This is a genomic window from Pseudomonas ogarae, assembly GCF_014268695.2.
Classification (GTDB): Bacteria; Pseudomonadota; Gammaproteobacteria; order Pseudomonadales; family Pseudomonadaceae; genus Aquipseudomonas; species Aquipseudomonas kilonensis.
In genome coordinates this window covers 2569026-2580690 of record NZ_CP077086.1, presented here as the reverse complement: position 1 = coordinate 2580690, position 11665 = coordinate 2569026, and the positions used below count along the sequence as shown (strand labels likewise).

Here is an 11665-nt window from a genome sequence, read left to right as displayed (position 1 = left end):
CTGTGGGAGCGAGCTTGCTCGCGATAGCGGTGGATCAGCTTGCCTCGATATCGGATCTACCGCCGTCATCGCGAGCAAGCTCGCTCCCACAGGGAGATTGGCAGTGAGACTCAACGCCAAGAGCCCCTGCCCCCGAATTACCAGAACCGCTGCTGGGTAAGCCGGCTCCACCAACTGAGCAGCACGCGATCCACCGAACCGCTGGCCGCCATGCCGATACGTTCCTGCAGGCTTTTGCGTTCGGCATAGTGCAGGTGGTACAGCTCGGCATCCTTGGCCCGCTCGGCCAGGTATTCATCGCTGGTTTTCAGTTCGTCCACCAAGCCCTTGCCCTGCGCCGCGACACCCAGCCAGACTTCACCGGTCGCCACTTCATCGATGGCCAGTTGCGGGCGGTAGTTGGACACGAAGTTCTTGAACAGCTCATGGGTGATGTCCAGGTCTTCCTGGAATTTCTCCCGGCCCTTCTCGGTATTTTCGCCGAACACCGTCAACGTGCGTTTGTATTCCCCGGCCGTCAACACTTCGAAATCGATGTCATGTTTCTTCAGCAGACGGTTGACGTTGGGCAATTGCGCGACGACGCCGATGGAGCCCAGGATCGCAAAAGGAGCGCTGATGATCTTCTCGCCGATGCACGCCATCATGTAGCCGCCGCTGGCCGCGACCTTGTCGATGCAGACGGTCAGCGGCACTCCGGCCTGACGGATCCGCGCCAGTTGCGACGAGGCCAGGCCGTAGCTGTGGACCATGCCGCCGCCACTTTCCAGGCGCAGCACCACTTCATCCTTGGGTGTCGCCAGGGTCAGCAGCGCGGTGATTTCATGACGCAGGCTCTCGGTGGCCGAAGCCTTGATGTCACCGTCGAAATCCAGCACGAACACCCGGGGCTTGGCCGCCGGCTTGTCCTTGTGCTTCTTCCCGGCCTTTTCAGCCTTGCCTTCGGCCTTGCGCAGCGCCTTGAGCTGATCCTTGTCCAGCAGCGTCTGTTCCAGGCGCTCACGCAGTCCCTTGTAGAAATCGTTGAGTTTGCTCACCTGCAACTGGCCGGTCGACTTGCGCCGCCCCTTGCTGCGCAGCGCCGCAAAACTGGCCAGCACCACCAGGATGGCGATCACCAACGTCACGGTCTTGGCCAGGAAACCGGCGTACTCGATGAAAAACTCCACAGCAACTCCTTAAATGCGATGCGCCACTGAACGCAGGCGCGTAACGGCTCCAGCATACCCATGCGCCTGCGTCGCGGCCAGTCATGAAACCTGTGGTTACCTTGAGGCGAGCGAGGCAGGACAAGGCTGCAACGGGCATTTCAAACAAGCGTATGTTTTTTCATTGACAGCTCACCGCCATCCCCATAACCTCGCCAAACCTTCAACGTACCGGGATGACGCGGACGTGGGCAGTATCTATCTGATTCGACATGGCCAGGCCTCCTTTGGTGCGGACGACTACGATGTCCTTTCACCCAATGGCGTGCGCCAGGCGCAAGTGCTCGGCGGCCACCTGGCGGAGCTCGGTGTCGTATTCGATCGCTGCCTCTCGGGTGACCTGCGTCGCCAACAGGATACCGCCATCGGCGCGCTGGGCCAGATGTCCGCCGCCGGGTTGCCGGTTCCCGGGCTGGAAATCGACGCCGCGTTCAACGAGTTCGATGCCGACGCGGTCATTCGCGCCCTGCTGCCGGACATGCTTGCCCAGGAGCCCGAGGCGCTGCATATCCTGCGCAACGCTGCGCAGAACCGCGCCGAGTTCCAGCGCATCTTCGCACTGATCGTCGAACGCTGGCTCAGCGGCCAGTATGATCCGCCGGGCCTGGAAAGCTGGCTGGGTTTCGTCGAGCGGGTCCAGGCGGGCCTGCACCGCATTCTGGAGCAAGCCGACAACACCCATAGAATCGCCGTGTTCACCTCCGGCGGCACCATCACCGCCCTGCTCCACCTGATCACCCAGATACCGGCCCGACAGGCCTTCGAACTGAACTGGCAAATCGTCAACACCTCGCTCAACCACCTGAAATTCAGGGGCCGCGAGGTGGCCCTGGCTTCCTTCAACAGCCATGCCCACCTGCAACTGCTGAAGGCCCCGGACCTCATCACCTTCCGCTGAGTCCGGATTACTGTAGACCCTTGCTGTACCACCCAAATAAGGATCGAAACCATGACCTCCGTAGCCGACGCCGTACAAGCCATGAAAGCCAAGTTCAACCCAGCCGCCGCTGCCGGCCTGGACCTGGTATTCGGTTTCCGCATCGACGACACCAAGAATTTCTCGCTGATCGTCAAGGACAGCACCTGTGAACTGCAGGAAGGTGAGAACCCGGACGCCCAGGTGACCCTGGTGATGGACGGCGAAACCCTGCAAGGCATCGTCGACGGCAGCACCGACGGCATGCAAGCGTTCATGGGCGGCAAGCTGCGCACCGAAGGCGACATGATGCTGGCCATGAAACTGTCCGAGCTGTTCCCAGGCTGAGACTGCGCTCGCGTTCTTCGCGGGCCTTTGATTGCAAACCAATCCCGCCCCCGTGGCGGGATTCGTGTTTTTGCCTCAAGTATCTTCGCTGGCTGCCCCGCCGCTATCGCGAGCTGGCTCGCTCCCACAAGGGATCTGCGGTTCGCAGGTATCGGCAAGGCGCGGCAGCTCTTACAATGCCCGCTTCCCCCGCATCGGCCTGAACATGGACATCGACCTCGCCCGCACCTTCCTGGAAATCGTCCGCCACGGCAGCCTCGCTGCTGCGGCCGAAAAGCTGCACGTGACCCAGACGGCGATCACCGCCCGGGTCCAGAAGCTCGAAAGCCAGCTCGGCTGCGCGCTGTTCGTACGCAACCGTGCCGGCGCGCGCTTGACCAGCGACGGCGAAGCATTTGTGGTCTACGCCAACCAGCTCGTGCAGACCTGGGAAGCGGCCCGTCGGGACCTGCCACTGCCCGAGGGCTATCGCAACGTCTTGCACCTGGGAGGCGAGGTCAGCCTGTGCAATCCGTTGATGCTCGCCTGGGCCGGCGAACTGCGCCAGAAGATTCCCGGCCATGCCCTGCGCATGGACATCCGCGACGGCGAGAAACTGCTGCAACAGCTGGAGTTGGGTCTGCTGGACGCGGCGGTGGTGTATCAACCCGAATACTGGCCGCGCCTGCAGGTGGAACAGCTGCTGGAAGAAAAACTCATCCTGGTACGCCTGGCCGCCCGTCCCGAGCCCTACGTGTACATTGACTGGAGTGCTGACTTCCGGCGCCAACACGACACCGCGCTACCAGACAAGGCCAAGGCCGCCGTGACCTTCAACCTCGGCCCCCTGGCCCTGCAGTACATCCTGGAAAACGGCGGCAGCGGCTACTTCCGCACACGGGTCGTGCAGAGCTACCTGGACAGCGGCATCCTGGAACGGGTGCCCAAGGCACCGGAATTCAACTACCCCACCTACCTGGTCTACTCCCGCGATCGGGATTCAGCGGCGCTGCAGCAGGCGTTCGAGGTGTTGCGAGAGATCGTCAAGACCGGCAGCGACTGGTCGCAGCGCTGGGATCCATTGACCTGAGTTTGTGAGGGTGAGGGCCTCGCCCAAAAGGCCCTTCGCAACACAAAGGGCCTTCACAGGTTCGGTCCCGAGGCTAGCGCTGCATCTGAGCCACGATCTCGTCCTTGACCAGCAATCGCTTCTTCTTGAGCGTCTCCAAAGCATCGTCGGACAGCGCGCCGGAGGACGGTTTCTCGGCTTCGACCACCTCGGCATCAAGTTGGGAGTATTTTTGAATTAACGAGTCGAGCCTTGGATTCTCGCTGCGTTTTTGCTGGATGTGATCTTTTGTGCATTTAAGATCCTGGCACAAATCGTGGGACACCGGCATGGAACACCTCCTTCGATGGGTCGGTGGCAGACGCCCTTGCGGCGCCCGTCGATTATCAGGATGGCCTCCTCGACAGGGTTCTGTCGACCGCCAATCCGACCAGCGGTGACCGTTCGTCGTACCGGATCGCTTGGCGATCAAACCTTTGCCTGCACCCCACCCTCCATTGATCAGAGACGACAAGAATCGCTCGTTCAACGTGTGTGGAGACTTACCTATGGACAGATTCACCCTGCGTCAACTCGGCCTGGCAGTTGCCCTGAGTACCAGCATGGGCATGGCATGGGCCGCGACTTCCAACGACTTTGTCGACAACGCGGCGGCCGGTGGCATTGCAGAAATCGAGACCAGCAAACTGGCCTTGGAAAAAAGCCAATCGGCGGACATCAAGGAATTCGCCAACAAGATGATCACCGACCACACCAAGGCCAACGAAGAGCTGAAAGCCCTGGCGCAAAAACATGACATCGAAGTACCCGACGACACCACGCTGATGAAAAAAGCCAAGGCGAAGATTCTCGACGTGCGCGATGAATCCTTTGATGCGGCCTACGCCAACAATCAGGTCAAGGCCCACGAAGAAACCATCGCCCTGTTCAAGAAAGAAGCCGAAACCGTTACCGACGACAAGAAGGCTGGCAATACCGAACTCAAGGCGTTCGCCCAGAAGATGCTGCCGGAGCTGCAACATCACCTGGAAGCCGCCAAGAAACTTCAGGCTGCGCATCCAAGTAAGTAGCGAAATACAAAAAGCCCCGTTCTAAAAAGAAAACGGGGCTTTTTATAGGCTAGCCACCATCGGTGTCGATATCAGCGTCAGTATCCTCGCCAGATTTCGGCCGATCCGGATCAGGCTTGAAGCCGGGGCTGAAGGTGTTGTCATTGTCCCTATGACGATTCTTCTGATCGACCTCCGTGGCGGCGCTCTGGGCCTGGTCCGTCCCGGCAGGGCGGACTGGTTGGGTGTTTGCTGGATCGTCGTTCATAGGCACCTCGTTCATGGCAGGGCCGGATGGATGACCGGTCTTGAACATTCGAAGGTGGCGCGACGGCTTCGGTTCCATTTGTTTGCAGCGCGGCGATCAGCCGCCCAGCACACTCCTCACCATCCGGGTCAGCGCGTCCGGGCCGTAGGGTTTGCTCAATAAATGGGTATCGGGGCTCAGCTGATGGTTGCGGGAGATGATGTCCCGGGTGTGCCCCGAGGTGAACAGCACCGGGACCGGCGGGTTCTGCACCTTGGCCCAGGCGGCGAGGTCGGAACTCTTGATCAGGCCGGGCATGACGACGTCGGTGAAGATCAGGTCGACCGAGATGCCTTCCAGCAGCAGCTTCATCGCCTCATCGCCGTTGGCGGCCGTGAGGGTCCGATAGCCGGACTGTTCCAGCAGTTCCACCGACGCGCTGCGCACCTCGTCGTTGTCCTCCACCACCAGAATCGTCTCTTGCCGGCCGGACTGAAGCACGTCGTGTTGCTCGGTTTCGCCCGCTTCGGGCGCAAGGCTTCGAGGGAAATACATCCGTACTCGCGTGCCCTCGCCCAGGTCGCTGGAGATCTCGATATGGCCGCCACTCTGCTTGACGAACCCGAACACCATGCTCAATCCAAGCCCGGTGCCCTGGCCATCGGTCTTGGTGGTGAAAAACGGTTCGAACACCTGCTTCAGGATCTCGGGCGGCATGCCGGCACCGCGGTCGATCACCGACAACCGGACATAGTCGCCAGCCGAGATTTCCTTGCCGGCACAGAACGCTTCATCGAGCACGATGTTCTCGCCGATCAGGCGGATGGTGCCCTCGCCGCCCATGGCATCGCGCGCATTGATCGCCAGGTTCAACAGGGCGTTTTCCAATTGATTGCGGTCGACGTGGATGCACCAGGGCTCCAGGGGCAGGCTCACTTCAATCTGGATGGTTTCGCCCAAGGCCCGTTGCAGCAGCTCACCCATGCCCTCGTAGATGCGTCGTGGGTTGTAGACCGCCGGTGACAATGGCTGGCGCCGGGCAAAAGCCAGCAACTGCGATGACAACTTGGCCCCCCGCTCCACGGCTTCGATGGAAGCACTGACCCGCCGTTGCACGTTGACGTTGTCCCGCTCGTGGCGGGCCAGCAAGTGCAGGTTGCCGGCAATCACTTGCAGCAGGTTGTTGAAGTCATGGGCCACGCCACCAGTGAGACCGCCAATAGCCTCGAGCTTTTGCGACTGACGCAACTGCTCTTCTGCCGCCAGCCGCGCCTGCACCTCGTCGGCGACCCGCTGTTCCAGGTCGCGGGTGAATTTGAGCAGCGAAGCCTCGGCTGTCTTGCGTTCATTGATGTCAATCAGCACACCTGGAAAACGCAGGGGCTTGCCCGTGGCATCGAATTCGCAGCGACCGCTGGCCAGCACCCACAGGTAATCACCGCCTATGCGGCGCACCCGATATTCAGCGCTGTAAGGCACGCCCGTGCGCACGGTCAGTTCGACCCGCTGGTTGACCTCTTCGAGGTCATCCGCGTGGATGCGCTGGCGGGCGATTTCGATGGGCAGTGCGTCCAGCGAACAGTCTGGCGGGTAGTTGAAGGTACGGGCGAAACGCTCATCGCCCGACAGCGTGTCGGCTTGGATGTCCCAGACGAACGATCCCAGCAATGGTCCGGCCGAGAGGGCCAACTGGATGCGTTCATTGACGGCTCGGTAACTGCGTTCGGCCTCTTGCCGGGCACGCTCGGTCAACACGAGCTCGGTGGTTTCCACCACAATCGCCAGCACGCCCGCCGGGGCCTGGTCGTCGTCGGGCACCGGGCTGTAATAGAGGTCCATCCACACATCTTCAGGCTTGCCGTCGCGCAGCAGGACCAGCTCTTTGCTGCGGTAGGACAAGGTGCCGCCGGCCAGGCAGACGTCCAGCACATGCCGATTGAATTCGGCGACCTCCGGCCAACCCAACTCCACCGCGCACCCCAGCAGGTAAGGATGGCGGCCACCGGCGAACTCGGCATAGGCATCGTTGTAGATCATGAAGCCCTGGCGGCCCCACAACATCACCATCGGCAGGGGCGAAGCCAGCAACAACTGGACGGCGCTGCGCAGGCTGGCGGACCAGTGCTCGATGGCGCCCAACTCGGTCCGGCTCCAATCGAACGCCCGGATACGCCCGGCCATTTCACCGCCCCATCCAGGGCACCCGTGATTTTGGGATAGAAACTGCATGGTCGATTCTGAACCTCAAAATGCCTGCAGGGAGTCGGCATACACAAATCCCTTGCGATCAGAGCTTCGAGCGCCGGGTTGGCGTTTGGTTTCATGGTGAGGGAGCTGTTTGCGGATTCAGCGGAAATCGCGGCTCTGCACCTGGATGCCCGCCAGCAACTCGGTCAGGTCGCTCAGGCGCCCGGCGATCAAGTGGCGGACCTCGCCGACGCTTTCCCAGCGCCCGTCGACCCTGAGCAATTGCGAGCCCACCAGGGTCTTGCGCTGGCGCTCGGCCAGGTCGCGCCAGACCACCACGTTGAGGTTGCCGAATTCATCTTCCAGGGTGACAAAGGTCACACCGCTGGCCGTGCCCGGGCGTTGGCGGCCGGTGACCAGCCCGGCGACGCTGACGTTGCGGCCATGCTCCACCTCTTGCAACTCCCGTGAGCTGCGGCAGCGCCGGGCGCGCAGTTCGGGACGCAGCAGGGCCAGTGGATGAGGGCCCAGTGTCGTGCCGAGCGTGGTGTAATCGGCAAACAGGTTTTCCCCCAGCGTAGGTTTTGGCAAGGCCACGGGCGGTTCTTCCTGGCAGGGCAAACCGGCGAACAAACCCAGTTGCTTCTGCACCCCGGCCACTTCCCAGCGGGCACGATGGCGATCACCGGCCAAGCCCTGCAAGGCACCGGCATCGGCCAGTTGCGCCTGGGCCCGGGCATCGAGTTGCGCGCGCTCGCCCAAGTCGGCCACGTCGCTGAAGGGCCGATGCCGGCGGGCCGCTTCGATACGGCGGGCATCCTCTTCGCGAAAGCCCTTGACCATGCGCAGCCCCATGCGGATCGCCGGTTGCCGACCGCCCATGGGCTCGAGGCTGCAATCCCAATCGCTGGCGAGCACGTCCACCGGGCGGATCGACAGTTGATGCCGGCGGGCATCCTGGAGGATCTGGTCCGGGCTGTAGAACCCCATGGGCCAACTGTTGATCAGGGCACAGGCGAACGCCGCCGGTTCGTGGCATTTGAGCCAACTGCTGGCGTAGGTCAGCAAGGCGAAACTGGCGGCGTGGGATTCCGGGAAACCGTAATTGCCGAAGCCTTTGATCTGTTCGAAGATTTGCGCGGCAAACTCAGCGGTGTAGCCGTTTTTCTTCATCCCCTGCGCCAGGCGTTCCCGATGGGGCTCCAACCCACCGTGACGTTTCCAGGCAGCCATGGAGCGACGCAATTGGTCTGCTTCACCCGGGGTGTAATCGGCCGCGACGATGGCGATCTGCATGACCTGTTCCTGGAACAAGGGAACACCCAGGGTGCGGTTGAGCACTTCTTCCAGCGCTTCAGAGGGATAAGTCACCGCCTCTTCTTTGTTTCTGCGGCGCAGGTACGGATGCACCATCCCACCCTGGATCGGCCCGGGCCGCACGATCGCCACTTCGATGACCAAATCGTAGAACGTCTTGGGTCTCAGCCGAGGCAACATCGACATCTGCGCCCGGGACTCGATCTGGAACACACCAATAGTGTCGGCGCGGCTGATCATTTCATAGGTCGCCCGATCATCCTGGGGCAGCGACGCCAGGGCGTAGCGCTGGCCCCGGTAGTGCTCGATCAAATCGAAACAGCGACGAATCGCACTGAGCATGCCCAGGGCCAGGATGTCCACCTTGAGCAACCCGACCGCGTCCAGGTCGTCCTTGTCCCACTGGATGATGGTGCGTTCGGCCATGGCGGCGTTTTCCACCGGCACCAGGGTGTCCAGGGGTTGCTCGGAAATCACGAAGCCACCCGGGTGCTGGGACAAATGCCGGGGAAAACCGATCAATTGCTGGGTCAGGCTCAGGACCCGGCGCAACACCGGGCTGTCCGGGTCGAAGCCGCCTTCACGCAAGCGCTCCACTGGCGGCGCCTCGTCGCTCCAGCGGCCACAGCAATCGGCCAGGGCGTTGACCTGGTCCGGCGGCAGGCCCAGGGCCTTGGCCACATCGCGCACCGCCCCGGCGCCGTGGTAACTGCTGACCACCGCCGTCAATGCCGCACGATGACGGCCATAGCGCTGGAACACGTACTGCAACACTTCCTCGCGACGCTCATGTTCAAAGTCGACGTCGATGTCCGGCGGCTCGTTGCGCTCCCGGGACAGGAAGCGTTCGAACAACAGGCTGGTAAGGCTGGGGTCGATTTCGGTGATGCCCAAGGCGTAGCACACCGCCGAGTTGGCCGCCGAGCCACGCCCCTGGCAAAGGATATGGCGGCTGCGGGCGAAGCTGACGATGTCCTGTACGGTGAGGAAATAGCTGTCATAGCCCAACTCGGCGATCAGGCTCAGCTCCTTGTCGATCTGTGCCCGCACTTTGTCTGTCACGCCATCCTTCCACCGCTCGCGCATGCCACGCTCGGTCAGTTCCCGCAGCCAGGACGCCGGGGCATGCCCCTCGGGCACCAGCTCGCGGGGGTATTGGTAACGCAGTTGGCCAAGATCGAAGGTACAGCGCCGGGCGATGTTCAGGGTTTCATCGAGCAAGGCCTGCGGGTAGAGATCGGCCAGATCCTTGCGGCTGCGCAAGTGGCGCTCGCCGTTGGGGTGCAGGCGCTGGCCAGCCTCGGCCACCGTGACGTGGTGACGGATGGCGGTCATGGTGTCCTGCAAGGCACGACGACCGCGCGCGTGCATGTGCACATCGCCACTGGCCACAACTGGAAGATCCAAGCGCTCGGCCAGCGCCAACGAGTCTGCCAACCGGCGGCGGTCGTCCTGTCCGCAATGCAACTGGACCGTCAGCCACAGGCGCCCGGCAAAGATCGACTGGAGCCAACGGCCATGTTCCTCGGCGTCTTTGCCCTCGGCTATCCACAACGCCAGCAGCCCCGGCAAGGGCTGGTCGAAGTCCTCTCGCACGATGCGATAGTGGCCCTTCTCGCTGCGACGCCGGGCGCGGGTGATCAGCCGGCACAAGGCTTGATAGCCTTCCAGGTCTTCCACCAGCAACACCAGTTTCGGGCCGTTCTCGACCTGGATTTCGCTGCCGACGATCAGTTGCAGCTCCAGTTCCTTGGCCGCCTGCCAGGCCCGGACGATTCCGGCCAAGGTGCATTCGTCGGTGATCGCCAGGGCCTGGTAGCCCTCTTGCCTGGCCCGACGACACAACTCCAGGGCACTGGAGGCGCCACGTTGGAAACTGAAGTTCGACAGGCAATGCAGCTCGGCATATTCAACGCTCATGCGAACCAGCCTTGCAGCCACAGCGGCCCACCCTCGCCCACCGGTCGATAGGCCCAGCCGCGTTGCCCGCTGCGGGTTTCGATCAGGTAGTAGTCGCGGCGTACGTCGGCACCGTCCCACCAGCCGGTCTCGATGCGCTCCGGGCCCATGAGGACTCGCGCCTGGCTGTCCTGCAGCACCTGGGCCTCATTCAGCAGCCAGCCGGGACGCTGCACGCCAGCGCGCACCGGACAGGCCTGGGGCCGGGGTTGGGGCGTCATTTGCCAGGCGCATTCAGGTCGATGGTCATCGCGAAACCCCAGGCCCTGCACCGCGTCATCCCCCAGCCGCGCCCGCAGCCGTTCGCGCAGTTGCTCCCAAGGCAAGGACTGTTGCGGGCGCTCGTCGAACAGCTCCAGGCGCTGGGGCACGAAACTCGGCAGGTCCTCGGCACACAAGCGAAAACCCCGCACCGGGGCCGCGACCTGCACCTGTTCCAAGCGACCGCGGGCCAGTTCGAAGAGCATCGCTGGATCCCGTTCGGCGCTGAGCAAGCCGACCTTGATCAGTGTGTCCGGCAAAGCGGCATGCTCCAGGTGCAGGTCGAAGCGCTGCACGCCGCTGTCGCGACCGCACAGGAAGGCCGACAAGTCACCGGTCAAGCGCCGCAACGGGAACAACAGCGCCTGATGGGATTGCACGTCATAGTTGAGTTCGATGCGCACATCGAAACGGTCTGGTGGCAGGTAGAACGACAGCGCCAGGGTACGGCTGCCCGTCAGCGCGTCGAGGTGCTTGAGCACCTGGGCCTCGAAGCGCCGTGCCAGGGTCTGCCGGGGCAAGGCCTGGACCTGGCTCAGACGGCGCAGGCCCATGCGCGACAGCGCCGTGGCAACCTCGGGTTCCAGGCCGATCCGCTCCACGGGCATGTCTCCCAGGCATTGTTGCAAGGTCTCGGCGTCGGGCACCACCAGGGCGTCATAGGCATTGGCCAACACCCGCGCCGCCACCGGATTGGGGGCGGCGACGATGCGATGACGAAAGCCCAGTTCGGTCAGTTCGGTCCGCAAGCGCGCCTCGAACACCGGCCAGGGGCCAAACAGTCCCAGGCTTGACTCGATTTCGAACAGCAGCGTACGCGGGTAATGCACGCTGACCTGGGAGCTGAAACGGTAGGCCCAGGCTGCCAGGAACTGTTGCCAGTGTTCGATCTGCGCCGCGTCATATTCGGCGGTGGCAAAACCTTTGTTCAAGGCCTGGGCGGCGGTCATGGTCTGACCGGGACGCAAGCCCAAAGCCCGTGCTGGCGCATTCACCGCTTGCAGCACCCGACGTTGGGCCGGGCCGGTCAGCAAGGCCAGGGGCTGGTCAGGATCGGGGCGCTGACGCAGCGCGGCGTCCAGCGCCAATTGCGGGAAGAGAATACAGACCCAGCGCATCGCAACC

The 11665-nt window shown here is 62.8% G+C and carries 10 protein-coding genes; 4 read left to right on the top strand and 6 right to left on the bottom strand.

Annotated features, from left to right (window positions below; all coding sequences use genetic code 11):
- Window positions 1–137: 137 nt before the first annotated feature.
- On the bottom strand, window positions 138–1169 hold the full coding sequence (gene sohB / locus HU749_RS11500; RefSeq protein ID WP_046062062.1) for a protease SohB: 1032 nt from the start codon (window positions 1167–1169) through the stop codon (window positions 138–140).
- 226 nt (window positions 1170–1395) lie between these two features.
- On the opposite strand from sohB, the gene HU749_RS11495 reads away from it, so the two are divergent.
- The 3 genes from HU749_RS11495 to HU749_RS11485 all read left to right on the top strand — a co-directional run bounded on the left by HU749_RS11495 (window position 1396) and on the right by HU749_RS11485 (window position 3541).
- The gene (locus HU749_RS11495; protein ID WP_079302477.1) at window positions 1396–2106 is read left to right on the top strand and encodes a histidine phosphatase family protein; all 711 of its coding nucleotides are present in this window, start codon (window positions 1396–1398) and stop codon (window positions 2104–2106) included.
- Between the two features lie 51 nt (window positions 2107–2157).
- Window positions 2158–2472, top strand: coding sequence for an SCP2 sterol-binding domain-containing protein (locus tag HU749_RS11490; RefSeq protein WP_053178793.1), 315 nt, complete (start codon window positions 2158–2160; stop codon window positions 2470–2472).
- Between the two features lie 205 nt (window positions 2473–2677).
- On the top strand, window positions 2678–3541 hold the full coding sequence (locus tag HU749_RS11485) for a LysR family transcriptional regulator (RefSeq protein WP_003200177.1): 864 nt from the start codon (window positions 2678–2680) through the stop codon (window positions 3539–3541).
- Between the two features lie 73 nt (window positions 3542–3614).
- Here HU749_RS11485 and HU749_RS11480 read toward each other — a convergent pair whose 3' ends face one another.
- The gene (locus HU749_RS11480) at window positions 3615–3851 is read right to left on the bottom strand and encodes an HP1242/YdcH family protein (RefSeq protein WP_003200175.1); all 237 of its coding nucleotides are present in this window, start codon (window positions 3849–3851) and stop codon (window positions 3615–3617) included.
- A gap of 217 nt (window positions 3852–4068) precedes the next feature.
- Between HU749_RS11480 and HU749_RS11475 the strand changes: the two genes are divergently transcribed.
- Complete coding sequence (locus HU749_RS11475; protein WP_018604791.1) at window positions 4069–4590, top strand: DUF4142 domain-containing protein; 522 nt, start codon at window positions 4069–4071, stop codon at window positions 4588–4590.
- 49 nt (window positions 4591–4639) lie between these two features.
- Here HU749_RS11475 and HU749_RS11470 read toward each other — a convergent pair whose 3' ends face one another.
- From HU749_RS11470 to HU749_RS11455, 4 genes are all read right to left on the bottom strand, one after another.
- Window positions 4640–4852: a hypothetical protein gene (locus tag HU749_RS11470; RefSeq protein ID WP_413037915.1), complete on the bottom strand. Its 213-nt coding sequence runs from the start codon at window positions 4850–4852 to the stop codon at window positions 4640–4642.
- Window positions 4853–4933: 81 nt separating this feature from the next.
- Window positions 4934–7045: a PAS domain-containing hybrid sensor histidine kinase/response regulator family protein gene (locus HU749_RS11465; protein ID WP_095963018.1), complete on the bottom strand. Its 2112-nt coding sequence runs from the start codon at window positions 7043–7045 to the stop codon at window positions 4934–4936.
- A 117-nt stretch (window positions 7046–7162) separates the two neighbouring features.
- Window positions 7163–10261, bottom strand: coding sequence for an error-prone DNA polymerase (locus tag HU749_RS11460; RefSeq protein WP_186650649.1), 3099 nt, complete (start codon window positions 10259–10261; stop codon window positions 7163–7165).
- A complete protein-coding gene (locus tag HU749_RS11455; protein WP_079302470.1) occupies window positions 10237–11658 on the bottom strand; it encodes a Y-family DNA polymerase in 1422 nt (473 codons plus the stop codon). The genes HU749_RS11460 and HU749_RS11455 overlap by 25 nt, the downstream gene beginning before the upstream one ends.
- Between the last annotated feature and the right edge of the window lie 7 nt (window positions 11659–11665).

Bases quoted from the DNA above. Each gene is read 5' to 3' on its own strand.
- HU749_RS11490 (WP_053178793.1), top strand. From the start codon at position 2,158: ATGACCTCCGTAGCCGACGCCGTACAAGCCATGAAAGCCAAGTTCAAC.
- HU749_RS11485 (WP_003200177.1), top strand. From the start codon at position 2,678: ATGGACATCGACCTCGCCCGCACCTTCCTGGAAATCGTCCGCCACGGC.
- HU749_RS11480 (WP_003200175.1), bottom strand. From the start codon at position 3,851: ATGCCGGTGTCCCACGATTTGTGCCAGGATCTTAAATGCACAAAAGAT.
- HU749_RS11475 (WP_018604791.1), top strand. From the start codon at position 4,069: ATGGACAGATTCACCCTGCGTCAACTCGGCCTGGCAGTTGCCCTGAGT.
- HU749_RS11470 (WP_413037915.1), bottom strand. From the start codon at position 4,852: ATGAACGAGGTGCCTATGAACGACGATCCAGCAAACACCCAACCAGTC.
- HU749_RS11465 (WP_095963018.1), bottom strand. From the start codon at position 7,045: ATGCAGTTTCTATCCCAAAATCACGGGTGCCCTGGATGGGGCGGTGAA.
- HU749_RS11455 (WP_079302470.1), bottom strand. From the start codon at position 11,658: ATGCGCTGGGTCTGTATTCTCTTCCCGCAATTGGCGCTGGACGCCGCG.